The sequence below is a fragment of the Acidovorax sp. YS12 genome (assembly GCA_021496925.1).
GTDB lineage: Bacteria > Pseudomonadota > Gammaproteobacteria > Burkholderiales > Burkholderiaceae_C > Paenacidovorax.
This window is the reverse complement of sequence record CP053915.1, coordinates 3,360,559-3,384,045: the sequence shown is the minus strand read 5'-3', so window position 1 is coordinate 3,384,045 and position 23,487 is coordinate 3,360,559. Positions and strand designations below refer to the sequence as shown.

Here is a 23,487-nt window from a genome sequence, read left to right as displayed (position 1 = left end):
TCTGCGACTGGCAAGCGCGAGCAGCTCTCTTTTTTGATAGCGACACTCGCCATTGCGAAAAAATTCCGTGCGCGGTGGGCTGTTTTGGTAACTCGCGGGACATGGAAGGGGAGTGCGGCCCTGCGCCGCGTCCACCCGGCGCGCATGCGCCCTGCCCCTTTCTTCCCTCCTGACCACCATGGCCCCTCTTTCCACCCCCCGTTTTCCGCTCCACCCGCAGGCCTGGGCCTGCCGCGCCCTCGTGCTGGCGCTGGCCTGCGCCGGCCTGGGCGGCAGCCTGCATGCCCAGGTACCCGCCGCGCTGCCCACGGCCGAGGCGGCGCACAACTACGCCATTCCCGCGGGTCCGCTGGAGGATGCGCTCAACCGCTTCGGGCGCGACGCCGGCCTGCTGCTGTCCTTCACCCAGAACCAGGTGCAGGGCCTGCGCAGCCCCGGCCTGCAGGGCAGCCACACCGCGCGCAGCGGGCTGGATGCCTTGCTGCGCGGCACGGGGCTGCAGGCGGTGGCCCAATCCCGGGGCAGCTACGTGCTGCGCACCGCGCCCGCCGCGGCGCCCGTGGCAGAAACGCTCCCCGAGGTCACGGTCGCGGCCAACCAGCTCGGCGAGATCACCGAGGGCACGGGCAGCTACACACCGGGCGCCATCGCCACCGCCACGCGGCTGGTGCTGACGCCGGGCGAGACGCCGCAGTCCATCAGCGTGGTCACGCGCCAGGAGATGGACGACTTCAACCTGACCTCGATCGACAAGGTCATGGGGCTGACGCCGGGCGTGAGCATCGTGACCAACGACAGCGAGCGCATCGAGTTCTATGCGCGCGGCTTCGCCATCCAGAACTTCCAGTACGACGGCATTCCCGTCACGCGCGACTCGGCCTATTCGGCGGGGCAGACGCTCAGCGACATGGCGATCTACGACCGCGTGGAGGTGCTCAAGGGCGCGACCGGTTTGCTGACAGGCACCGGCGACCCGGGCGCCACGATCAATCTGGTGCGCAAGAAGCCCACGCGCCAATTCCAGGGCGAGGCATCGCTGGGCGCCGGCTCGTGGCAGAACCACCGCGCCCAGCTCGACGTGGGCGGCCCGCTCAACGCCAGCGGCAGCCTGCGCGGCCGGGCCGTGGCGGCGTACCAGGACAGGCATTCCCACCTGGACCACTACCGGCGCAAGACCTCGGTGCTCTACGGCATCCTGGAAGCCGACCTGGCGCCGGGCACGCTGCTGACCGTGGGGGCCGACTACCAGGACAACGACCCCCAAGGCAACACCTGGGGCGGCATTCCGCTCTACAACGCCCACGGCCAGTTCAACGACATGCCGCGCTCGTTCAACAACGGCGCCCGCTGGAGCAGCTGGCAGCAGTACACCCGGACGGCCTTCGCCACGCTGGAGCATGCCTTCGGCAACGATTGGGTCGCCAAGCTGCAGCTCAACCGCCAGACCAACGGCTACGACGCGCGGGTGGCCGCCGCGGCCAACGGCAACCCCAACCCGCTCGACGGCTCCGGCGTGAGCCTGACGGGGCCGACCTGGTACGACGGCCAGACCACCAGCGACGCGCTCGATGTCCACGCCAGCGGCCCGTTCACGCTGTTCGGGCGCCGGCACGAGCTGGTGCTGGGCGCGAGCGCCTCGCACCGCCAGTGGGGCAGCGACATGTCGATCCGCCCGCCGGACTACGACCGCCGCGTGCCCGACTACTACGCCTGGAATGGCGACATCCCCGCGCCCGCGTGGATCTACTTCCTGCGCTCCGACGCCACGACGCGCGAAAGCGGCCTCTACGCCACCGCGCGCTGGAACCCGCGCGACGACCTCAAGCTCATCACCGGCGGCCGGGTACTTGACTACCGGGACGACGCCACCCGCAAATCCGGCGTCGCCGTGCCCTACCTGGGCGTGGTGTACGACCTGGGCCCGCAGCTTTCCGCCTACGCCAGCTACACCACGATCTACAAGCCCCAGTCCGCGCAGACCCCGGAGGGCGTGACGCTCGCCCCCCTGGAAGGCCAGAACAAGGAGCTGGGCCTGAAAGGCGCGTTCCTCGACGGCCGCCTGCAGGCCAGCGCCGCCTACTTCCAGCTCGGCCAGGACAACTACCCCGAGTACACCGGCGAGACCACGCCGTCCGGCAGCTCGGCCGCCCGCGCCACCCAGGGCGTGAAGACCCGGGGCTACGAGCTGGAAGTGGCCGGCCGGCCCGCGCCGCGATGGCAGGTGCATGCCGGGTTCAGCCACAAGATTTCGCGCCGGCAGGGCCAGAAAGTCGCCACGCTGACGCCGGAAAACGTCTTCACCCTCCACGCCAGCTACAAGCCCTCGCTGCTGCCGGGGCTGACCCTGGGCGGCGGCGCGCGCTGGCAGAGCAAGACCTGGGGCGCAGTCACCAACGTGCTCACCGGCGCAACGGCTGATGCCGTGGCCAAGGCCTACTGGCTGCTCGATGCCTCGGCGCGCTACGAATTCGGCAGGCACCTCTCGGTGAGCCTGCACGTCAACAACCTGCTGGACACGAAGTACTACTCCATCTTCAGCACCTACAGCAGCTACACCTGGGGCGAGCCGCGCAGCGTCACGCTGGCGATGAACTACAAGTTCTGACGGCCGCGGGCAGGAGCGGCAGTCCGGGCCATAAAATGCGATTAATTCTCAATTGATGCGCATCCACCATGCCCGCCCCCTCCCAAGCCGAGGCCACCCAGGCCCTGTACCTGCAGCACCACGGCTGGCTGGTGGCGCGGCTGCGGCGCAAGCTGGGCTGCGCGTGGGACGCGGCGGACCTCGCGCAGAGCACCTTCGTGCGCGTGCTCACCGCGCGCGGCCAGCCGCCGGACACGCTGGCCGAGCCGCGCGCCTACCTGACCACCATCGCCCAGCGCCTGCTGGCCAACCACCTGCGGCGCCGGCAGATCGAGCGGGCCTATCTTGACGCGCTCGCCACCCTGCCCGAGCCCGTGGCGCCCCCGCCCGACGCGCGCCTGATGGTGCTGGAGACGCTGTGCGCCATCGACCGCCTGCTGGACGGCCTGCCCGTGGCGGCGCGCAAGGCCTTCCTGCTGTGGCGGCTGGAGGAGCTGACGCAGGAGCAGATCGCGGCGCAGCTGGGCATTTCGCGCACCAGCGTGCGCCGGCACCTGGCGGCGGCGGCCGAGCGCTGCTACTTCCACCATGCCGACTGAACCCATCCCCCCGCACGTCGCCCGCGCCGCCGTGCACTGGCTGCTGGCGCTGGACGGCGGCGACGACGAAGGCGCCCGCCAGCAATGGCAGGCTTGGCTGGCCGCCGACCCGCTGCACGCGCGCGCCTGGCAGCGCATCGCCGAGGTGGACGGGCAACTGCGCAGCGTGCCCACGCCCCTGGCCCTGCAAACGCTGGCCGCGCCCGGCCTGGGCCGCCGCCATGCGGTGCGGCTGGCCGTGCTGCTGACGGCCGGCGCGGGCGGGCTGCTGGCCGCACGGCAGACCAGCACCTGGCAGCAACTGGCCGCCGACCTCTCCACCGCCACCGGCGAGCGTCGCGAGACCGTGCTGGCCGACGGCACGCGGATCCAGCTCAACACCGCCAGCGCCGTGGACGTGCGCTACAGCGCCGCCGAGCGCCTGATCGTGCTGCGCGCGGGCGAGATCCTCGTGCGCAGCGCACCGGACGCCGCCCGACGCCCCCTGCGCGTACGCACCGCCGAGGGCACGGTGCGCGCCATCGGCACGCGCTTCACCGTGCGCCAGCAGGGCGGCCAGACCGCCGTGGCCGTGCTGGAGGGCGCGGTGGAACTCACCCCCATGCACGCCCCGCACGCCGCGCAGCGCCTGTCGGCCGGGGAACAGAGCCGCTTTACCGCCACCGCCGCCAGCCCGCCCGCGCCGCTGCAGGACGGCGCCGCCGCCTGGGCCGACGGCATGCTGGTGGCCGACGGCATGCCCCTGCCCGATTTCCTTGCCGAACTGGGCCGCCACCGTCCCGGCGTGCTGCGCTGCGCACCCGACGCGGCAGACCTGCGCGTGTCGGGCACCTACCCGCTGGCCGACACCGACCGCGTGCTGGCTGCGCTCACGCTCTCGCTGCCCGTGCAGGTGCGCAGCCGCACGCGCTGGTGGGTGGTGGTGGAGCGGCGGGGATAGATGGCTGGTGGCGGCTACTGCGCCGCCTCGCCGTCGCCTTCGAGGTCGGCGAACAGCTCGGCGGCGGGCAGCGTCAGCCCGACGCTCGCCAGTTCAACGTCCTGGCCGCCGATGAACGGGTGCAGCACCCACAGGCCGTCCGCCCCCTTGCGGTATACGTCGGCGCTGCGCCGGTCGATGTCGATGAGCACGTACTCGCACAGGCTGGCGATCTGGCGGTAGTGGGCGAATTTGGCGCCCGCGTCGTAGTGCGCCGTGCTGGGCGACAGCACCTCGGCCACCAGCACCGGGGCCGATTTGGACAGGCGGCTTGCGTGGTCGCCTGCGTCGCAGGTCACCATCACATCGGGGAAAAAGTAGGCGTTGAAGACGGGCACATGCAGATGCATGGCGCTCATGTAGACCCTGCACGGCGTGCCGCGCAGGTGCTGGCGCAAGGCGATAGCCAGATTGCCCGCCACCGTCACGTGCCGATCCTCGACAGGCATCCTGGCACGTAACTGGCCGTCTATGTACTCATGGCGCTCGGTCTGGGCCTGCTCCCAGGCCAGATAGTCAGCGGCAGTCATGAGGAGCTGTGCCATCGCGGTGCATCCCAAAAAAGGAAGCGGCCATTATCAGCACTCGGCTCAGGCAACGCCAGAAACTCCCGATTTCATAGCTGTCAGCGCTTGCTGGACAAGCGCTGGAGGCCAATTTCATCATGAATACCCAAAAAGGCGGCCATTCGCGCCGCCCTGCGTGTCAAGCCTTGCGGAACCATCCATCAACCCAGCATCCGAGAGGCACCATGCACCACCCCCCATTCCCCGTCGCGCCACGCGGCACCGCCTTTGCCGCGCGCCTGCTGTGCGCCTGCCTGGCCGCGTGCGCCGCCTTCGCGGCCCTGCCGCGCACTGCCCTGGCCCAGCCGGCCCCAGCCGCCGCCCGCAGCTACGCCATTCCCGCCGGGCCGCTCGGCCCTGCGCTGAACCGGCTGGGGCGCGAGTCGGGCGCGCTCATCACCTTCACGCCCGAACTCGTCGCGGGCGTGCAGACACACGGCGCCAGCGGCAGCCTGACCGTGGCGCAGGCGCTGGCCGCGCTGCTGGCCGGTACGGGTCTGGAGGCCACGGCCGGCCCGGGCGGCGCCTATACGCTGCGGCGCGTGCCCGAGGCCCGGCCGTCCACCGGCGCTGGCGCCGCTTCGCTGGCGGAGGTGCGCGTGACCGCCGAGGCCGAGCGCTCGGCCACCAGCGAGGGCACGGGCACCTATGCCGCGCAGGCGGCAACGCTCTTCAAGGGCGCCCATTCGCTGCGCGAGATCCCGCAGTCCATCTCGGTGCTGACGCGCGAGCAGATGGACGACCAGGGCATCACGCGGCTGGACGCGGCCTACACCCAGATGGCGGGCGTGCGGCTGGACGGCTACACGAACGAAGGGCGCATCATGGCGCGCGGCTTCGAGGTCAGCACGCAGGTGGACGGCATCCCGGCCGCGGGGTCGGGCCTGTTCCGCCTGGACCCGGCCCTCTACGACCGCGTGGAGATGGTGCGCGGCCCTTCGGGCCTGTTCGCGGGCAGCGGCGAACCGGGCGGCTCGATCAACCTGGTGCGCAAGCGGCCGGCGAACGGCTTCGCCCTCTCGGGCAATCTGTCCTACGGCTCCTGGAACAACGCGCGCGCCGAGTTGGACGCGGGCGGCCCCCTGAACGCCGATGGCACGCTGCGCGGCCGCGCCGTGGCGGTGCTGCAGGACAAAGACCAGTTCTACGAGGCAGCGCACGAAAAGCGCCAGGTGCTCTACGGCATCCTGGAGCTGGACCCCAGCCCCGACGGCACGGCGGGGCTGTCGGTCACGCACATGCGGAACCGGGGCAACGCCTTCTGGGGCCTGCCGCGCTACAGCGACGGCACGCTCCCCGGGCGCAGAACCTTCGTCGGCGTGACCGATGTGGATTCCGCGCAGAACATCACCGAGGTTCTGCTGGACTACGAGCACCGCTTCGGCAACGGCTGGCGCGCCAAGGCCGCGCTGGGCCAGCGCAAGGAGAAGATGACCTGGGCGGGTGTGTACGGCTATGGCTTCGCCGATCCGGTGACGGGTCTGGCCGACGGCGAGGCGTCGCATTCGGCGCCCACGCAGGACTACCGCTACATGGATTTCAACGTGTCCGGCCCCTTCCAGTGGCTGGGGCGGCGGCATGAGGCCAGCCTGGGCTACAACCACAGCGTCGGCCAGTCGAACAACGACCGGCGCTATTCGACGGTCTTCACCGGCGGCGACATCCTGCGCCAGCACGACTGGGGCGGATCGCGGGCCGAATGGAACTCCTATGGCTACGCCACCGACACGCGGCAGTCCGGCTTCTACGGCAACGTGCGGCTGCGCGTGCAGGAGCCGCTGGCCGTGATTCTGGGCGGCCGGTATTCGCACTATGAGTACCGCTCGCGCAGCCGCTACACCACGCCGTGGGTGGACGGCCAGAAGGCCAGCGGCGAGTTCACGCCCTACGCAGGCGTGGTGTGGGACGTGAGCCAACACCTGTCGCTCTACGGCAGCTATGCGGAAATCTTCGTGCCGCAAAGCGCGCGCGACCACACGGGCGCGATGCTCAAGCCGCGCGTCGGCGGGCAGGTGGAGCTGGGCGTCAAGGGCTCCTTCCTGAACGACCGGCTGAACGCATCGCTGGCCGTCTTCCAGCTGCGCGACGAGAACCGCGCCATGGACGACATGGACCCGGCGCACGTCTGCTCCGACAGTTGGTCGGGCCGCTGCTCCACCGCCGCCGGCAAGATCCAGAGCCGCGGCTTCGAGGCCGAGGTCTCGGGCACACCGATGCCCGGTCTGAACCTGTCGGCGAGCTACACGAACAACCGCAGCATCTACCTGACTGACGCCGATCCGGCCAGGGTAGGCCAGCGAGTCGATGCCTACCGCAACCCCCGGCACCTGCTCAAGCTGTGGGCGCAATACCGGTTTGCCGACGCGGCGGACGCCAGCGCGCTCTCCGGGTGGACGGTGGGCGGCGGCGTGATCGCGCAAAGCGGACTGCACGACTCCGAACGCGTGCAGCAAGGCAGCCATGCCGTCGTATCCGCCAGGCTGGGCTACCGCATCAACCGCAACGCCAGCGTCAGCTTCGACATCGACAACCTGTTCGACCGCACCTACCTGACCGAGCTGTACGACGGCGGCTACTACAACATCTACGGCGCGCCGCGCAGCTTCCGCGTGACGCTCCACTACAAGTTCGATTGACGTCTGGCGGGACTGGGGGCGTGGTAGCCCATGCGCCACAATGCCGCATGCTCACGCTCCAGACCATCCAGGACGCCGCCGCCCGCCTGCGCGGCCAGGTGCTCGAAACACCCTGCGTCGAATCCAAGACGCTCTCGCAGATCGTCGGCGCGCAGGTGTTCCTCAAGTTCGAGAACCTGCAGTTCACCGCTTCGTTCAAGGAGCGCGGCGCCTGCAACCGGCTGGCGCAACTCTCACCTGAAGAGCGCGCGCGCGGCGTGGTGGCCATGAGCGCGGGCAACCACGCGCAGGGCGTGGCCTACCACGCGCAGCGCCTGGGCGTGCGTGCGGTGATCGTGATGCCGCGCTTCACGCCCGGCGTGAAGGTGGAGCGCACGCGCGGCTTCGGGGCCGAAGTGGTGCTGCACGGCGACACGCTGGAGGAGGCGCGCCAGCACGCCTACCAGCTGGCCGAGGCACAGGGCCTGACCTTCGTGCACCCCTACGACGACGAGGCCATCGCCGCGGGCCAGGGCACGCTGGCGCTGGAGATGCTGCGCGAGCAGCCCGGGCTGGACGTGCTCGTGGTCTCCGTGGGCGGCGGCGGCCTCATCGCGGGCGTGGCCACCGCGGCCAAGGCCTTGAAGCCGGGGATCGAGGTGGTGGGCGTGCAGACCCAGCGCTTTCCCTCCATGGTCAACGCCGTGCAGGGCACGCGCCACCCCATGGGCACCGCCACCATTGCCGAGGGCATTGCCGTGGGCACGCCAGGCAAGATCACCCAGGAGGTGGTGGCGCGCCTGGTGGACGACCTGCTGCTGGTGGACGAAGGCGACATCGAGCAGGCCGTGCTGATGCTGCTGGAGATCGAGAAGACGCTGGTCGAGGGCGCGGGCGCCGCCGGGCTGGCGGCGCTGGTGCGCCACCCCGCGCGCTTCGCGGGCCGGAAGGTGGGGCTGGTGCTGTCGGGCGGCAACATCGACCCGCTGCTGCTGGCCGCCATCATCGAGCGCGGCATGGTGCGCTCGGGCAGGCTGGCGCGCATCCAGGTCAGCGCGCGCGACGTGCCCGGCGTGCTGGCGCAGATCACCGCCACGGTGGCGGCGGCGGGCGCCAACATCGAGGAAGTGCACCACCAGCGCGCCTTCACCATGCTCGCGGCGCAGAACGTGGAGATCGACCTGGTGCTGCAGACGCGCGGCAAGGCCCATGTGGAAGAGGTGCTGGCCGCCCTGCGCGCGGCGGGCATGCAGGCCGAGGCGCACTGAGAGCGTGTTCACGATCTCCCCGCGGGTGTGCAGGCGCGGAATCGGGCGGTCTGCGTTGTTGCAAATCCTCGCAATAGCAAGGCTATTGCTGCGGTTTGCGCCTAGCAGCCCATCCCGATCCGCATCCCGCACCCCTTCGCGCGAGATCGTGAACACGCTCTGAGAAAACGCGGCCGGGCTGGGTGAAAGCGCCAATGGCACGCCCGGGGCGCGCGCCCTAGAATGGTTTCACGTTGAACGACTGGAGAAAGCCATGTCCCAGACTCCTCCCGCCACCGAGGCCCACGCGACCGACCCGCTCGAGGACGTGATCGACGTCGTGCCTCTCGTGCTGCCGGCCTTTGGCGCAGTCATGATCTTCCTGCTGGCCTTCATTGCCGTGAACATGGCGTGAACACCCGCCCGCGTTCCGCACCGCCCCGGCCGCCGGGGCTTTTTTTGCACCCCATGCACAATCAAACATAAAGTTATGCATCGTTTGCATGAATTTACCACCTTGTGGTAACACAGTTCCGGGTCGGTTTCATAAAATCGACACCCCAGTCGGCAGCCCCGGGCGCAATCCGCCGCCCCATGGCAAGCCGCCACCACCCCGCGCGGCCGCCGACTGAATCTCCCGAGCCATTTTTTCAAAAGCAGCGCCGGGCAGCTCCCGCACCGGCCGCATTCCTTGCGCGCCGCCGGTTCGCTTCCTTTGAAAAGATGGTTTTTCAACTTGAGGACGCTCCGATGAACGCACCCACGATGCAAGGCCTGGACATCCAGGCCCCCGCCTACGTCAAGAATGCCAAGCTGATCGCCTGGGTGGCCGATATGGCCGCCCTGTGCAAGCCCGCCCAGATCCAGTGGTGCGACGGCTCGCAGGAAGAGTACGACCGCCTGTGCCAGCTGCTGGTTCAGGCTGGCACCTTCAAGAAGCTCAACCCCGCCAAGCGCCCGGGCAGCTTCCTGGCTTGCTCCGACCCGTCGGACGTGGCGCGCGTGGAGGACCGCACCTTCATCTGCTCGGCCAGGCAGGAAGACGCGGGCCCGACCAACAACTGGAAGGACCCGGCCGAGATGCGCGCCACGCTGCAGCCGCTGTTCGACGGCTGCATGGCCGGCCGCACCATGTACGTGGTGCCGTTCTCCATGGGCCCGCTGGGCAGCGACATCGCCCACATCGGCGTGGAGCTGACCGACAGCGCCTACGTGGCCGTGAACCAGAAGCTGATGACCCGCATGGGCAAGGCCGTATACGACGTGCTGGGCGTGGACGGCGAGTTCGTGCCCTGCATGCACACCGTGGGCGCACCGCTGGCCGCTGGCGAGAAGGACCAGACCAGCTGGCCCTGCAACCCGGCCACCAAGTACATCGTGCACTACCCCGAGACGCGCGAGATCTGGAGCTACGGCTCGGGCTACGGCGGCAACGCGCTGCTGGGCAAGAAGTGCCTGGCGCTGCGCATCGCCTCGACCATGGGCCGCGACCAGGGCTGGCTGGCCGAGCACATGCTGATCCTGGGCGTGACCTCGCCCGAGGGCAAGAAGTACCACGTGGCCGGCGCCTTCCCCAGCGCCTGCGGCAAGACCAACTTCTCCATGCTCGTGCCGCCGGCCGGCTTCGCGGGCTGGAAGGTCACCACCATCGGCGACGACATCGCCTGGGTCAAGCCCCAGGCCGACGGCAGCCTGCGCGCCATCAACCCCGAGGCCGGCTACTTCGGCGTGGCCCCCGGCACCAACACGCTCACCAACCCCAACTGTATGGCCAGCCTGGACAAGGACGTGATCTTCACCAACGTCGCGCTGACCGATGACGGCGACGTGTGGTGGGAAGGCCTGGAGAAGGACGACGGCAAGCTGCCCGACCACCTGATCGACTGGCAGGGCCGCGACTGGACGCCGCAGATCGCCAAGGAAACCGGCGCCAAGGCCGCGCACCCCAACGCGCGCTTCACCGTCGCCGCCACCAACAACCCGGCGCTGGACGACGCCTGGGACGACCCCAAGGGCGTGAAGATCGACGCCTTCATCTTCGGCGGCCGCCGCTCCACCACCGTGCCGCTGGTGACCGAGGCGCGCACCTGGACCGAGGGCGTGTACATGGCCGCCACCATGGGCAGCGAGACCACCGCCGCCGCCTTCGGCGCGCAGGGCGTGGTGCGCCGCGACCCGTTCGCCATGCTGCCCTTCATGGGCTACAACATGAGCGACTACTTCCAGCACTGGCTCGACCTCGGCGCCAAGCTGCAGGCGCAGGGCGCCACGCTGCCGCGCATCTACTGCGTGAACTGGTTCCGCAAGGACGAAGCGGGCAAGTTCGTCTGGCCCGGCTACGGCGAGAACATGCGCGTGCTCAAGTGGATGATCGACCGCATCGAAGGCCAGGCCCAGGGCCAGGACACGATGTTCGGCGTGGCCCCGGCGTATGCCGAGATCAACTGGAAGGGCCTGGACTTCACGGCCCAGCAGTTCGCCACCGTGACCAGCATCGACAAGGCCGCGTGGGCCGATGAGTTCAAGCTGCACACCGAGCACTTCGACAAGCTGGCCTACCACCTGCCGCAAGCGCTGCTGGACACCCAGGCCGCCCTGGAAAAGCGCCTGGCTGCTTGACGCCCCCCCCTGAGCCGCTGCGCGGCTTCCCCCCGCTCTCGCAGTGCTGCGCACTGCGGGCAGGGGGACGCAGCCAGCGCGGCGGGGCGGCCCTTGCGCGGCTGCCCTCGCCTGGGCCGCGGCAGCTTCAAGCGCAGCGCCCTGAGTAATTGCCCGACCCGGGGAACGCATGGCTTCACTCATTTTTTGATAGCTGTCAGCGCTTTCTGCAAGCCGCCTTCGGGCGGTTTTTCTTTATAGTCGGGGCCATGAAGATCCAGCTCCTGTCCGACCTGCACCTCGAAGTCCACCCGCAGTTCCAGCCGCGCCATGCGCCAGGCGCCGACGTGCTGGTGCTGGCGGGCGACATCGGCTCGTACCAGGCGGGCTCGCTGCTGGCCGACGAGGACTTCGGGCTGGCGCGCTTTTCCCCGCTGCCGCGCGCGCAGGGCGGCGCGGGCTGGCCCGTGCCGGTGCTGTTCGTGCCCGGCAACCACGAGTACGACGCGCAGGACTTCGACGCCGCGCACGCGCGCCTGCGCGCCACCTGCGAACGCCTGGGCCTGGTCTGGCTGGAGCGCGAAAGCGTGGAGCTCGGTGGCGTGCGCTTCGTCGGCACCACGCTGTGGACCGACTTCGACGCGCTGGCCGTGCATGCCGGCTGCACCGACGCCACGCGGCTGCACGCGCAGCGCGAGAAGGCCTACCGCGCGGCCAACTACTACCTGCGCAAGACCGGCGGCACACGCGGCGGCGCCCCCTTCCTGGCCGAGCCCATGCGCGCCCAGGCGCTGACGTGCCAGGCGTGGCTGCGCGCGGCGCTGGCAGCGCCCTTCGACGGCCCCACGGTGGTGGTGACGCATTTCGCGCCCAGCCTGCAGAGCGCCGACCCGCGCTACGGCCTGGTGCCCGGCACGGCGGGCTTCTGCAACGCGCTCGACGAGCTGCTGCCCCACGCCCGGCTGTGGCTGCACGGCCACCTGCACGCGCCCAGCGACTACGTGGCGCAGGGCCGGCATGCCGACGGCACGCCCTGGCGCTGCCATGTCGTGGCCAACCCGCTGGGCTACGCGCGCAAGGGCGAGCAGGCGCGCTTCATGCCCGAGGAAACGGTGGCGCTGGACGCGGCCCCGCTAACATAGCCGCATCGCAACTGAGGAGATCCGCCATGAAGATCCTGCTCGCCATCGACGGCAGCCCCTACACCAAGAAGATGCTGGCCTACCTGACCACGCACGAGGAGCTCATGGCCGGCACGCACGAATACACCGCGCTGACCGTGCAGACCCCGCTGCCCCCGCGCGCGCGCGCCGCGCTGGGCAAGGCCGTGGTGGACCAGTACTACGCCGAGCAGGGCGAGAAGGTGCTCGGCCCCGTGGACAAGTACCTCAAGCGCCACGACATCCACTTCACCACCCTGGTGAAGGTGGGCCCGGCGGGCGAGACCATCGCCAAGGTGGCCGAGGCCGGCGGGTTCGACCTCATCATGATGGGCACCCAGGGCCACGGCGCGCTGGGCAAGCTGGTGATGGGCTCCGTCAGCACGCAGGTGCTGGCGAGCTGCCAGGTGCCGGTGCTGCTGGTGCGCTAACCAAAAACCATAGCTGCCAGCGCTCGCTCAGCAAGGGTTTGGGGCCGATTTGGCTCCAAATCCTTTTTTCTGCGTGCTCAGATTTGCTCAGATTCGCGGGGGAGGGGGTCGCCTCTACCCTTGCCGTGTACCGACACGGCCGAGGTGCGAGCGGCCATTTAGAACTTGCGCCTTTCCCCACGCCTTCCGGACAATCGCAGCGCTCACTACCTTGTTGCACGAAAGGCATTCCCCATGCGCTCTTCCACTGCCGCCCGCATTCTTGGCGGCGCTTGCCTGCCGTTGATCCTTGCTGCCTGCGGCGGCGGCTCCTCCGACAGCCCCACGCCAACGCCGCCGGGCACGCTCGACCGGATCGAGCCCTACGACCCCAGCGCCGGCAAGGCCGCGGCCACCACCGACCCCGCCAGCGTCCAGCCCGTGGCCCAGAGCGCGCGCACCGTGGCGCTGCCGCCCTTCGCCGCGCCAAAGAGCGCGCCCGCCGCGCCAAAGAGCGGCCAGCCCCTGCAAGTCGGCCAGCCGCGCGACGTGGCCGCCACCGCCAGCGCCAGCGCCACCGCCGCGCTGCTGCAGTGGCAGCCCACGGCGCAGGGCACGCAAGTGGCCGCGTTGCGCTTCGTCTCGCCCGGCGCCTACGGCGTGCGCCTGGGCGTGTGGGTGCAGGCCCTGCCCGCAGGCGCCGTGCTGCGCAGCTACGGCACGGACGGCGCGGCAGCGCAAATCAGCGCCGCCCAGCTCCAGGCCATGGCCCAGCGCAACGCCGAAGGCGGCGCCAGCGATGCCGAGGCGCACACTTGGTGGAGCCCCGACTTCGCCGCGCCCGAGACGACGCTGGAAATAGAAATCCCCGCAGGTGCCAGCCCCGCCGCCGTGCAGGTCGCCGTGCCGCGCCTGTCGCACTACACCATCGCCCCCGCGCACTGGGAGAGCGCCGCGGCCTCCACCACCAAGGCAGCCGGCGACGCGGGTGCCTGCAACCGCGATGCCATCTGCACCCCTGAATACCTCGACCAGAGCCGCGCCGTGGCACGCATGTCGTACACACGCAGCAATGGCAAATCCTACTGGTGCACCGGCACGCTGCTGAACGACGCGCGCAGCTCCGGCACGCCCCACTTCCTGACCGCCAACCACTGCATCTCCACCCAGTCCGAGGCCTCCTCGCTCGTCACCGACTGGTTCTACCGCGCCAGCGCCTGCGGCACGCCGAACACCAACCCCGCCACCCGGCAACTGACCGGCGGCGCCACGCTGCTGAGCGCGAACGCCAATACCGACGTGAGCCTGCTGCGCCTGAACGACGCACCGCCCGCGGGCGCGGTCTATGCAGGCTCGTACTTCGGCACGCCGGCGGCCACCGGCACGCCGCTCGTGGCCGTGCACCACCCCGCAGGCGACCGGCAAAAGATCAGCCTGGGCACGCTCGGCAGCTACCAGAACTGCCCCAACGGCGGCGAGCTGTGCCAGACCGGCAGCACCACCGACGCCAACTTCATCCGCCTGTCGTGGCAGCAGGGCGTGGTCGAACAAGGCAGCAGCGGCTCCGCCGCATTCCTGACGCTGCAGGGCAAGCGCTACGTGGTCGGCCAGCTGTTCCGCGGCTCGTCGAGCTGCGACAACCCCCAGGGCACGGACGACTACGGCCGCTTCGACGTGTCGTACCGCAACGCGCTGTCCAAATGGCTCAACCCCTGAACCGCCGCCACCCCATGAAAACCACCCTTGCAGCCCTCGTCCTGCTCGGCGCCTCCGGCACCAGCCTGGCCGCCGAGCCCCCCTGCGCCAAGGAGGCCCTGGCCCAGGCGCAGAAACTGCTCGCCTGGCACAGCGAAGGCGACGACCGCGCCGCCGTCGAGCCGCAGGCCAGGGCCCTGCCGCCGCTGGCCAACCCCGCCAACAAGGCGCAGAAGCTGCACGTGCTCGAAGTCATCGGCCACGTCTACAAAGCCAACTACCGCATGCGCATGCTCTACGCGGCCAGCCCCGGCCAATGCCTGCTGATGGGGCAGGAAATCCTCGAACTCTCCAGCTTTTGACCCCGTTTGACCAAGGAAACACCACCATGCGCCGCACCCTCACCCGCCTCGCTCCCCTGGCCGCCGCGCTCGTGCTGGCGGGCTGCGCCACCATGAGCGCCGAGGAATGCCGCACGGCCAACTGGCGCGACCAGGGCTACCGCGACGCACTGGCCGGCCAGCCGCGCACGCACCTGGGCGATATCCGCGAGGCCTGCGCCGAGGCCGGCGTGCGGCCTTCCGAATCGATGTACTGGGAGGGCTGGAACCAGGGCATCGGCCAGTTCTGCACCCCCGCCAACGGCGTGCGCTGGGGCCGCGACGGCAAGACTTACCACAACTCCTGCCCGCCCGAGCTGGAAATGGGCTTCCTGGCGCGCTACCGCGACGGCCGCACCGCCTGGGACGCCGAGCAGACCCTGCGCCGCCTGCAAACCGAGCAGGGCAACAAGCAGCGCGAGCTGGACAACACCAAGGACGACAACCAGCGCAAGCGCCTGCGCGAGCAATTGCGTGACATGGACTGGCGCCTGCGCAACGCCCGCGACGACCTCGACCGGGCCGAATGGCGCCTGCGCCAGGGGTACTGAGCCCCTGCCATGGCACCTGCCGAACCGCTGCCAGCCACCTTCTTCGCCACCGCCGGGCCTGGCGGCGCCAACCGCTTTGAGGCGTGGCGCGCCAGCATCTCGGTGCTGTTCGACACCGCGCCGCTGGCGCGCGACACGCTGGAGGGCTTTCACGCCAGCGTGCACGCCACGCATCTGGGCCAATTGCTGCTGGGTGACCTGCACTTCGGCGCCCAGCGCTTCGCGCGCAGCAGCGCCCGCGCTGCGCATGACGGGCTGGACCACTACCTCGTGCAGTGGTACCGCGAAGGCGGCTTCGTCGGCCAGCACGGCAGCGACGACGACCTGCGCGTAGCCCCTGGGGACGTGGTGTTCTTCGACATGGCGCGCACCCAGCACACCGTGGCGCAAAAGTCGCACGTGCTCTCGCTGATCGTGCCGCGCGCACTGGGCGACGCCGCCTTCGGCGCCGTGGTGGGCACCGACGCCGCACGGCTGCACGGCTGCGTGCTGCGCGCGGGTAGCGTGTTCGGCGGCCTGCTGGCCGACCACCTGGCAGCACTGCACCGGCGCCTGCCCACCATCGGCATGGCGCAGGCTGACGACGTGGTGCGTGTCACCACCCACATGCTGGCAGCCTGCCTGCGCCCCAGCCAGCGCACGCTGGCCGAGGCCCAGGGTGGCATAGAGGCCGTCACGTTGGGGCGCATCCAGCGCCACATCGCGCGCCACCTGGGCGCGCCGCTCACGCCCGAGGCGCTCTGCCAAGCCTTTGACATCTCGCGCCACCGGCTCTACCAACTCTTCGAGCCGCTCGGCGGCGTGGCGCGCTACGTGCTGCAGCGGCGGCTGCAGCGCGCATTCCAGACCCTCAGCAACCCGGCCTACCGCCGCCTGCGCGTGGCCGACGTGGCCACGCGCCTGGGCTTTTCCAGCGAGGCGCACTTCAGCCGCGTCTTCCGCAGCACATTCGGCCACCCCCCCAGCGACGTGCGCGCCATGGCCGAGGCAGCGCGCGCCACCGGCATGGCGCCGCCCACGCCCTCCACAACCGCGTCGGTCGAGTACGCCGACTGGCTGCTCAGCCTGCACGTCTGAAACGCCCAGTCAAGCGCTGCGCGAACGCACAGTCAAGCCGCCAGGGCTTCGCGCCCGCAAGATGGCCGGCAGTGCGCATCCCCCCGTGCCGCACGGCTTCCATAAAGATAGCTGCTAGCGCTTGATACAAAAGCGCTACGGGCGTTTTTCATGTGCAACGCCGGTGCGATGGATCGCGTATTGCCCTCCGGACCACACGCCCATGAAACCCTTTGCCCTTCGGATTGCCACGCTACTACTGACAGCGGCGGCTTCAGTGTCTGCTGGCGCAGTCACGGTGTTCGACAACCTGAATGCGGCCAATGACCCGTGGCTCATCACTTTTACGTCCCAGTACAACACCAACCTGTGGGTGGCCAACCGCATCCCCATCGGCACCGAGTCGCTGCGCATCAACCAGGTGACGATGGACTTGGACCAGTTCGACGGCTTCGAGCTGCAAGTGTGCGCAACCAGCGCCAGTGCCAACACGCCGTTTATGGGTACCTGCGCCCCCTTCACCCCCGATGCAACCACCCCGGGCCGGCGCGTGTTCACGGGCAACCGCGTCGTTGCGGCGGGCGACTTCGCCTGGGTGGTAATGCGCAGCACGGGCTGGAGCAAGATTCGCCTTCAGATCACGAACGTCAACAACGACGGGCTGACCTGGTATTCGGGTGCCAGCCACAACCCGAACTGGGTCGCCGAGCCCCAAACGTCCCTCGGCATGGCGGTCAACGGCGCGTCTGTGCAACTGGATGGCGTTTGCGGCAGCGCCAGCGGCAGCACGCCTTTGCGCTACGCGCCGGAGGGGGCCTCGCTGTGCAGCATAGGTACGGCGAACGGTCTTTGGGGAGAGGAGTACCGCTTTGCCTGGCAGTGCCAGGGCGAATACGGCGGCAACCCGTCACCGGAATGCTCTGCGCCCCGTGCCCACTTCGTCACCACCCAGGCCACGGGCGGCGGCGGCATTGAGCCCGGGCGCGAAGTGACCGCAGGGCAACAGGCCAGCTTCACGCTCACCATTCCGCCAGGCTACACGGCCCAGGCCAGCGGCTGCGGGGGCGCGCTCTCGGGCAGCACCTACACCACCGCAGCCATTACCGGGCCATGCACCGTCAGCGCCAGCTTCACCCCGCCGCCCGCCAACGGCGCATGCGGCGACACGGCGCCCTCACTCAACTGGCCCACTAACTTGTGCAGCGCCGGTTCGCCCACCAACCAATTTGCCACGTCCGATGCCTTCCGCTGGAATTGCGCAGGCACCCACGGCGGCACCACGGCTGCCTGCCAGGCGCCGCGCCAATACACGGTGACAGTCAATATGGATGAGGGCATCGCCAGCGCGCAATGCACCCCCAACCCCGTGACCTATGGCTTCACCACCGTCTGCACGGCCACGGTATCCGACCCTGTCGCCCGCCCCTTCAGCGGCTGGGGCGGTGCATGCAACGGCACGGGGGCTTGCATGCCCCTGGTTTTCGGCCCGACCACCGTCTCGGCCCACTCGACACCCATTACCTACGCCATCGCCACCACCTCCACCACCGGCGGCAGTGTGGCGTGCACGCCCAACCCTGTGCCCCGCGGCCAGAATGCAAGCTGCACCGCCACGCCCGATACGGGCTACCACTTCACCGGCTGGGCAGGCGATTGCTCGGGCACGGGCGCATGCCAGCTCACCAACGTGACCAGCCCGCGCAGCGTGAGCGCCACCTTTGCGCAAACCACCTACCCCATCGCCACCCCCACTGCCACCGGCGGCAGCGTGTACTGCACGTCCAACCCCGTGCCCCATGGGCAAGACACGATCTGCATCGCGACACCCGATGCAGGCCATCACTTCACCAGTTGGTCGGGCGATTGCGCAGGCACTGCTACTGCGTGCATGCTCCATAACGTGACCGGGCCGCGCAGCGTGAGCGCCACCTTTGCGCTCAACACCTACCCCATCAGCATCACCCCCGCCGCCGCCAACGGCACGGTCACCTGCTCGCCCAACCCCGTCACCCATGGGCAGGACGCAAGCTGCACCGCCACGCCCGATGCGGGCTACCACTTCACCAGTTGGTCGGGCGATTGCTCGGGCACGGGCTCATGCCAGCTCACCAACGTGACCGCGTCGCACACCGTCTCAGCCACCTTCACGCCCAACACCCACGCCATCGCCACCCTCGCCGCCGCCAACGGCACGGTCACCTGCTCGCCCACCCCCGTCAACCATGGGCAGGATGCAAGCTGCACCGCCACGCCCGATGCGGGCTACCACTTCACCGGCTGGACAGGCGATTGCTCGGGCACGGGCTCATGCCAGCTCACCAATGTGACCGGGCCGCGCAGCGTGTCGGCCACCTTCGCTCTGAACACCTACGCCATCGCCACTCCCGCTGCCACCGGTGGCAGCGTGGCGTGCAGCCCCAACCCCGTGCCCCATGGGCAAAGCGCGAGCTGTACCGCCACGCCCGATGCGGGTTACCACTTCACCGGCTGGTCGGGCGATTGCTCAGGCACTGGTGTGTGCCAGCTCACCAACGTGACCAGCCCGCGCAGCGTGAGCGCCACCTTTGCGCTCAACACCTACCCCATCAGCATCACCCCCGTCGCCGCCAACGGCACGGTCACCTGCGCACCCAACCCCATCAACCATGGGCAGGACGCAAGCTGCACCGCCACGCCCGACGCGGGTTACCACTTCACCGGCTGGTCGGGCGATTGCTCAGGCACTGGTGTGTGCCAGCTCACCAACGTGACCGGGCCGCGCAGCGTCTCGGCCAGCTTTGCGCTCAACGTCTATCCCATCGCCATCCACACCGCCAATGGCACGGCGACTTGCACGCCCAACCCCGTCACCCACGGGCAAGCCGCCGCCTGCACGGCCACGGCGCATGACAACTTCCACTTCACCGGCTGGTCGGGCGACTGCACGGGCAGCGGCGCATGCACCCTGTGGGACGTGACCGGCCCGCGCAGCGTGTCGGCCAGCTTCGCGCTCAACACCTATGCCATCACCACCCATGCCAGCAACGGCACGGTGACCTGCACGCCCAACCCCGTCACCCACGGGCAAGACGCCCACTGCACCGCCACGGCGGACGGCGGCTACCACTTCTCCGAATGGACGGGCGATTGCTCGGGTAGCGGCGCATGCGCGATGGCCAGTGTGACCGCAGCGCGCAGCGTCTCGGCCACATTCGTGCGGGACCCCATCGATGCCACCTGCGGCGCGGCGGCCGACGCCCCAGCCGTCACGGTGCCCACCACCCACCTGTGCGCCACGGGCACGCCGGGCAGCGTCCTGTCGGCCAACGGCCAGTACGGCTGGGAATGCGCGGGTGAACACGGCGGCACGGCGCAGCAGTGCAGCGCGCCCTGGGCCAACGCGGGCACGGGTACGGGCATGGTGCAAGTGCATGGCGGCTGGCAGATCGCCAGCGCGGCCTTCACCGCCACCCTGCCCGCGCCGCTGCCGCCCGGCGCGCACACCGCGCACGCCCCGCTGGCGCTGATGCTGGACGGCGGCAACGGCCCGGCGCAGGTCACAGTGACGTTCACCGAGCCCGCGCCCGCAGGCGCCGTCTATCTCAAATACGGCCCCAGCCGTGAAGGCCTCGGCTGCACGGGCTCTACAGCCTGCACGCAGCCGCATTGGTACGCGCTGCCGGGCGCCGTTTTCTCGGCCGACCGCACGCAGGTGACTTTGACGTTGACCGATGGCGGCGACGGCGACAGCGACGGCGCCGCCGATGGCCGCATCACCGACCCCGGCCTGCCCGTGCTGCTGGCCGCGCCGCACGGCGCCCAGCCCATTCCCATCCTGTCCACCTGGGCACTGGCGCTGCTGGCGGCGGCGCTGGCTTTGCTGGCCGGGCGCAGAAAGCATCTTTTTTGATAGCTGCTCGCGCTTGCCAGACAAGCGCTGGAGGAATATTTCATGCAAAAAACAACCCTATTCCGGAGCCATCTTGCCGCCCTGCTGCTGGCCGCAGCGCCTGTGGGCGCGGCGGACATGAGCTTCACGCCCGCTGCGGGGGGCGGCGTGGTCATCCACTCCGCCCCGGGCGCGCCCGCGCTGGCCGTGCTGCCCACGGGCGAGGTGCGCCTGCCCGCGCTACCCGCCACCCTGGCCACGGCCACCGGCGCCGTGTGCCACGACGCGGCCGGCACGCTGACCCGCTGCGACCCGCTGGCCGCCGTGGGGCCGAAGGGCGACCCCGGAGCCCAAGGCCCGCAAGGCGACCCTGGCCCCATCGGGCCGCAGGGCAGCACAGGCAGCACGGGCCCTGCGGGCCCCGCAGGGCCAAGGGGGGACACGGGCGCTAGCGGCGCGCAGGGACCGGTAGGCCCGGCCGGCGCTGCTGGACAGCCGGGCCCGGCGGGCCCCGCAGGGCCAAAGGGGGACACGGGCGCTAGCGGCGCGCAGGGACCGGTAGGCCCGGCCGGCGCTGCTGGACAGCCGGGCCCGGCGGGCCCCGCAGGGCCAAAGGGGGACACGGGCGCTAGCGGCGCGCAGGGACCGGCAGGCCTAGCCGGTGCTGCTGGACAGCCGGGCCCGGCAGGCCCCACAGGCGCGGACGGCGCGCAGGGCGCCACCGGACCCATGGGGCCGAAGGGCGACACGGGCGCCACCGGTTCGCAAGGCCCTGCTGGCTTCTCGGGGCTGGAGATAGTGGAGCACCGGATCACGCCCACCACTTTGCCGCCGGGCGTCTTGACCTACGTCGCCGGGCAGTGCCCCGCCGGCAAGCACGCCATTGCCGGCAACTGCGATGTAAGCAACCAGAACGCCCGCCTGCTGCGGTGCGCGCCGAGCTACCCATTGCTCGGCACCCCGCCCGAGATCTACCTAGGCTGGATCGCGGCGATTGCCCCGCCGCCCTCGGGCAACTGGGATCTCGGTGACTTCGGGCGCGTCTTCATCACCTGCATCAACCGTTAGCCGTGCAAGCCCAATCGGCCTCCAGCGCTTGTTTGGCAAGCGCTGGCAGCTATCAAAAAAGGAATCCCATGTCTCCACGAACACCCCCTGCCCTGGCCGGGCTGCTCATGCTGCTGGCCGCCCTGCCCGCCAGCGCCGCGTGGGTGCTGCCGCCCGGCGCAGAGGCCGCGCTGGGCAGCGGCGCCGTGTCGCTCGGCTGCGCGGACGTGGCCAACGGCGGCGCCTTGCACCTGGGCACGGGCGCCACGCTGGCGGCGGCGCGCGACGTGGCCACACAGGCCGGGGCGCTGCTGGACCTGGACGGCGCCCGGCTGGAACTGGCCGGCCAATGGACCGCCGCAGGCCAGGTCAGCGCCAGCGGCGGCGCTCAGGTGCTGCGCACCGCCAGCCCCGGCTGCCCCGTGGCCGGCCGGGCAGGCCCCGTGCCCCTGGGCGGCGCACCCGCTTCCACGCCCGTGCCCGTGCCCGCGCTGGAGCCGTGGGCGCTGGCGCTGCTGGCACTGGCCGTGCCCGCGCTGGCGGGCCGGGCGCGCAAAACACCTTCCTCCCGTTGACCGCTCCATGCACGCAAGACACCCGCCCCTCTCCTTGCCTTCCTATTGATTTACAACCTACCTAGGACCTGTCATGAAACGGACTCTCTACACCCTTCGCTCCACGGCCGCCTTGCTGGCCAGTGCCGCCTGCACGCCCGCCGCCTGGGCCCAGGCGCAGCCCCCGGTGGGCGCCATCACCTATGCCGGCCTGGCGGCCGCGCAGCCGGTGCCCACGCTGACGCAGTGGGGCGTGCTGCTGCTTTCACTGCTGCTGGCGCCGCTGGCCTGGCGCGCGGCGCGCGGCCGCCTGGCCTGCCTGGCGCTGGCCGGGCCGGGGCTGCTGGCCGCCGCGCTGCTGCTGGCGGCAGGCTGGAGCGGCCAGGTGGAGGCGCAGCCCACGGCACCCGGCGACGTGCTGCTGGACAACCCCGCCGGAGGAACGGCGGACATCCCCTATTGCGCCGCGCTGGACAGCCACTTCGCCGACTTCATGTGCGGATACGAGGTAGGCAACACCACCGGCCGGCCGCTGCGCATCACGGGCATCGCCCTCACGCCGGGCCACACCGACCGGGCGCCCATGGACACGCCGCGCTGCACGGCCGGACTGGTGCTGCCGGCGGGGGAAAGCTGCTATCTGCTGGTGAGCAAGCCGCACTGAGCGGTGGCCAGACTCTGCAGGCAGGTATCCATGGCCCAGTCGATGATCTGCGCGTCCGCGTGGCCGCGCTCGCGCAGCAGGCCCGGAAGCGGGTCAGCCGAGCGCGCCAGCAGCACGCACAGCGCCACCTCGGCCGGCAGGTCACACCGCAGATGGCCCGCGGCCTGGGCCTCGGCGATCCAGCCGAGCGCGCGGGCCTGCACCTCGCGCATGGCCGCCTGGTAGGGTGCGCAGGCGCTCCACCGCGCGCAGCATCGCGGCGGTGCACAGATCGTCCTTGCCAGCGAAGTGCTTGTACAGGCTGGCCTTGGCGCAAATCGGCATGAGTGTCAGCGCCGACGATGACACCGCGGCACTCGACCAACCGGGCGGTGGTACGGCGCAACTGCTGTGGCAGGCCGCGCTGGACTGGGGCGATTACTACTACCGCCACACCTTGCACAACACATCGGGCAAGCCCCAGCAGATCCGCACGACCGACATCCGAGGCTACCGCCTGCTGGACCCAGACGACGCAGACACCTGCAAGCCGGGCATGGTGCTGCAGCCTGACGCCACCTGCTCCATGGGCTTGAGCACCCCCCAGTGATCGCAATGAAACACCGCCCGGGTTGCCTTCAGCGCCTTGCCCCCTCGCTCTGCACGCTGCGCACTCCGAGAGGGGGCGCCGCCAGCCCGGCGAGGCGGAGCGGCCCCGGCAAGGCGACCAGCGCTTGGGGTGCACAGGTTTCATGCACTGTGGACTGCGCCGTCTGCCAACCGAACGAGGCAACACGCAACGCGAGCAGTCACGCGACATCGCATGCATGCACAAACTGGCGCCTCACCCATTTGCGCGATGGACACCCGTGCCAGGGACGCCTAGACTTTCGCCCTTCATACCTGCCAGGAATCCCCGGCGAGAAACGGAGGAC

The 23,487-nt window shown here is 70.2% G+C and carries 20 protein-coding genes; 18 read left to right on the top strand and 2 right to left on the bottom strand.

The features are described 5' to 3' along the window. The first annotated feature begins 178 nt into the window (after nucleotides 1-178). The 3 genes from YS110_15265 (at nucleotide 179) to YS110_15255 (ending at nucleotide 4,123) form a co-directional block, all read left to right on the top strand. The gene (locus YS110_15265; GenBank protein UJB66017.1) at nucleotides 179-2,605 is read left to right on the top strand and encodes a TonB-dependent siderophore receptor; all 2,427 of its coding nucleotides are present in this window, start codon (nucleotides 179-181) and stop codon (nucleotides 2,603-2,605) included. A gap of 68 nt (nucleotides 2,606-2,673) precedes the next feature. Then, a complete protein-coding gene (locus tag YS110_15260) occupies nucleotides 2,674-3,183 on the top strand; it encodes a sigma-70 family RNA polymerase sigma factor (protein UJB66016.1) in 510 nt (169 codons plus the stop codon). Beyond that, nucleotides 3,173-4,123, top strand: coding sequence for a FecR domain-containing protein (locus tag YS110_15255; protein ID UJB66015.1), 951 nt, complete (start codon nucleotides 3,173-3,175; stop codon nucleotides 4,121-4,123). Before YS110_15260 ends, YS110_15255 begins: the two co-directional genes overlap by 11 nt. Before the next feature lie 14 nt (nucleotides 4,124-4,137). Here the strand turns inward: YS110_15255 and YS110_15250 are convergent, their stop codons facing one another. Next, entirely contained in the window at nucleotides 4,138-4,707 is a 570-nt protein-coding gene (locus YS110_15250; GenBank protein UJB66014.1) for a Uma2 family endonuclease, read from the bottom strand. A gap of 206 nt (nucleotides 4,708-4,913) precedes the next feature. On the opposite strand from YS110_15250, the gene YS110_15245 reads away from it, so the two are divergent. From YS110_15245 to YS110_15180, 14 genes are all read left to right on the top strand, one after another. Then, the gene (locus YS110_15245) at nucleotides 4,914-7,364 is read left to right on the top strand and encodes a TonB-dependent siderophore receptor (GenBank protein ID UJB66013.1); all 2,451 of its coding nucleotides are present in this window, start codon (nucleotides 4,914-4,916) and stop codon (nucleotides 7,362-7,364) included. Between the two features lie 47 nt (nucleotides 7,365-7,411). After that, nucleotides 7,412-8,611: a threonine ammonia-lyase gene (locus YS110_15240; protein UJB66012.1), complete on the top strand. Its 1,200-nt coding sequence runs from the start codon at nucleotides 7,412-7,414 to the stop codon at nucleotides 8,609-8,611. 253 nt (nucleotides 8,612-8,864) lie between these two features. Next, nucleotides 8,865-9,005 carry a hypothetical protein gene (locus YS110_15235; GenBank protein ID UJB66011.1) on the top strand — a complete coding sequence of 47 codons (141 nt, stop codon included), beginning with the start codon at nucleotides 8,865-8,867 and terminating at the stop codon, nucleotides 9,003-9,005. Nucleotides 9,006-9,340: 335 nt separating this feature from the next. Further along, a complete protein-coding gene (locus YS110_15230) occupies nucleotides 9,341-11,209 on the top strand; it encodes a phosphoenolpyruvate carboxykinase (GTP) (GenBank protein ID UJB66010.1) in 1,869 nt (622 codons plus the stop codon). Between the two features lie 248 nt (nucleotides 11,210-11,457). Further along, entirely contained in the window at nucleotides 11,458-12,330 is an 873-nt protein-coding gene (locus YS110_15225; GenBank protein UJB66009.1) for a metallophosphoesterase, read from the top strand. Nucleotides 12,331-12,356: 26 nt separating this feature from the next. Then, nucleotides 12,357-12,779 (top strand): universal stress protein, encoded by a 423-nt coding sequence (locus YS110_15220; protein UJB66008.1) that lies wholly within the window; start codon nucleotides 12,357-12,359, stop codon nucleotides 12,777-12,779. 234 nt (nucleotides 12,780-13,013) lie between these two features. Beyond that, complete coding sequence (locus YS110_15215) at nucleotides 13,014-14,474, top strand: trypsin-like peptidase domain-containing protein (protein UJB66007.1); 1,461 nt, start codon at nucleotides 13,014-13,016, stop codon at nucleotides 14,472-14,474. 14 nt (nucleotides 14,475-14,488) lie between these two features. Continuing rightward, nucleotides 14,489-14,815, top strand: a complete 327-nt coding sequence (locus tag YS110_15210; GenBank protein UJB66006.1) for a hypothetical protein — start codon at nucleotides 14,489-14,491, stop codon at nucleotides 14,813-14,815. A 26-nt stretch (nucleotides 14,816-14,841) separates the two neighbouring features. Further along, nucleotides 14,842-15,384, top strand: a complete 543-nt coding sequence (locus tag YS110_15205) for a DUF2799 domain-containing protein (GenBank protein UJB66005.1) — start codon at nucleotides 14,842-14,844, stop codon at nucleotides 15,382-15,384. Nucleotides 15,385-15,393: 9 nt separating this feature from the next. Then, nucleotides 15,394-16,461: a helix-turn-helix domain-containing protein gene (locus YS110_15200; protein UJB66004.1), complete on the top strand. Its 1,068-nt coding sequence runs from the start codon at nucleotides 15,394-15,396 to the stop codon at nucleotides 16,459-16,461. A 406-nt stretch (nucleotides 16,462-16,867) separates the two neighbouring features. After that, nucleotides 16,868-20,329: an IPTL-CTERM sorting domain-containing protein gene (locus YS110_15195; GenBank protein ID UJB67473.1), complete on the top strand. Its 3,462-nt coding sequence runs from the start codon at nucleotides 16,868-16,870 to the stop codon at nucleotides 20,327-20,329. Nucleotides 20,330-20,371: 42 nt separating this feature from the next. Then, entirely contained in the window at nucleotides 20,372-21,376 is a 1,005-nt protein-coding gene (locus tag YS110_15190) for a collagen-like protein (GenBank protein ID UJB66003.1), read from the top strand. Between the two features lie 68 nt (nucleotides 21,377-21,444). Beyond that, nucleotides 21,445-21,930, top strand: a complete 486-nt coding sequence (locus YS110_15185) for a hypothetical protein (GenBank protein ID UJB66002.1) — start codon at nucleotides 21,445-21,447, stop codon at nucleotides 21,928-21,930. A gap of 73 nt (nucleotides 21,931-22,003) precedes the next feature. Then, entirely contained in the window at nucleotides 22,004-22,573 is a 570-nt protein-coding gene (locus YS110_15180; GenBank protein ID UJB66001.1) for a midcut-by-XrtH protein, read from the top strand. On the opposite strand, the gene YS110_15175 is transcribed toward YS110_15180, so the two are convergent. Further along, on the bottom strand, nucleotides 22,546-22,785 hold the full coding sequence (locus YS110_15175; GenBank protein UJB66000.1) for a hypothetical protein: 240 nt from the start codon (nucleotides 22,783-22,785) through the stop codon (nucleotides 22,546-22,548). The genes YS110_15180 and YS110_15175 overlap by 28 nt on opposite strands. Nucleotides 22,786-22,895: 110 nt before the next feature. Between YS110_15175 and YS110_15170 the strand changes: the two genes are divergently transcribed. Further along, nucleotides 22,896-23,162, top strand: coding sequence for a midcut-by-XrtH protein (locus tag YS110_15170; protein ID UJB65999.1), 267 nt, complete (start codon nucleotides 22,896-22,898; stop codon nucleotides 23,160-23,162). The last annotated feature ends 325 nt before the right edge of the window (nucleotides 23,163-23,487 follow it).

Bases quoted from the DNA above. Each gene is read 5' to 3' on its own strand.
- YS110_15180 (UJB66001.1), top strand. From the start codon at position 22,004: ATGAAACGGACTCTCTACACCCTTCGCTCCACGGCCGCCTTGCTGGCC.
- YS110_15200 (UJB66004.1), top strand. From the start codon at position 15,394: ATGGCACCTGCCGAACCGCTGCCAGCCACCTTCTTCGCCACCGCCGGG.
- YS110_15175 (UJB66000.1), bottom strand. From the start codon at position 22,785: ATGCGCGAGGTGCAGGCCCGCGCGCTCGGCTGGATCGCCGAGGCCCAG.
- YS110_15255 (UJB66015.1), top strand. From the start codon at position 3,173: ATGCCGACTGAACCCATCCCCCCGCACGTCGCCCGCGCCGCCGTGCAC.
- YS110_15205 (UJB66005.1), top strand. From the start codon at position 14,842: ATGCGCCGCACCCTCACCCGCCTCGCTCCCCTGGCCGCCGCGCTCGTG.
- YS110_15245 (UJB66013.1), top strand. From the start codon at position 4,914: ATGCACCACCCCCCATTCCCCGTCGCGCCACGCGGCACCGCCTTTGCC.
- YS110_15190 (UJB66003.1), top strand. From the start codon at position 20,372: ATGCAAAAAACAACCCTATTCCGGAGCCATCTTGCCGCCCTGCTGCTG.
- YS110_15185 (UJB66002.1), top strand. From the start codon at position 21,445: ATGTCTCCACGAACACCCCCTGCCCTGGCCGGGCTGCTCATGCTGCTG.
- YS110_15195 (UJB67473.1), top strand. From the start codon at position 16,868: ATGGACTTGGACCAGTTCGACGGCTTCGAGCTGCAAGTGTGCGCAACC.
- YS110_15210 (UJB66006.1), top strand. From the start codon at position 14,489: ATGAAAACCACCCTTGCAGCCCTCGTCCTGCTCGGCGCCTCCGGCACC.
- YS110_15265 (UJB66017.1), top strand. From the start codon at position 179: ATGGCCCCTCTTTCCACCCCCCGTTTTCCGCTCCACCCGCAGGCCTGG.
- YS110_15240 (UJB66012.1), top strand. From the start codon at position 7,412: ATGCTCACGCTCCAGACCATCCAGGACGCCGCCGCCCGCCTGCGCGGC.
- YS110_15220 (UJB66008.1), top strand. From the start codon at position 12,357: ATGAAGATCCTGCTCGCCATCGACGGCAGCCCCTACACCAAGAAGATG.
- YS110_15250 (UJB66014.1), bottom strand. From the start codon at position 4,707: ATGGCACAGCTCCTCATGACTGCCGCTGACTATCTGGCCTGGGAGCAG.
- YS110_15215 (UJB66007.1), top strand. From the start codon at position 13,014: ATGCGCTCTTCCACTGCCGCCCGCATTCTTGGCGGCGCTTGCCTGCCG.
- YS110_15235 (UJB66011.1), top strand. From the start codon at position 8,865: ATGTCCCAGACTCCTCCCGCCACCGAGGCCCACGCGACCGACCCGCTC.
- YS110_15170 (UJB65999.1), top strand. From the start codon at position 22,896: ATGAGTGTCAGCGCCGACGATGACACCGCGGCACTCGACCAACCGGGC.
- YS110_15230 (UJB66010.1), top strand. From the start codon at position 9,341: ATGAACGCACCCACGATGCAAGGCCTGGACATCCAGGCCCCCGCCTAC.
- YS110_15260 (UJB66016.1), top strand. From the start codon at position 2,674: ATGCCCGCCCCCTCCCAAGCCGAGGCCACCCAGGCCCTGTACCTGCAG.
- YS110_15225 (UJB66009.1), top strand. From the start codon at position 11,458: ATGAAGATCCAGCTCCTGTCCGACCTGCACCTCGAAGTCCACCCGCAG.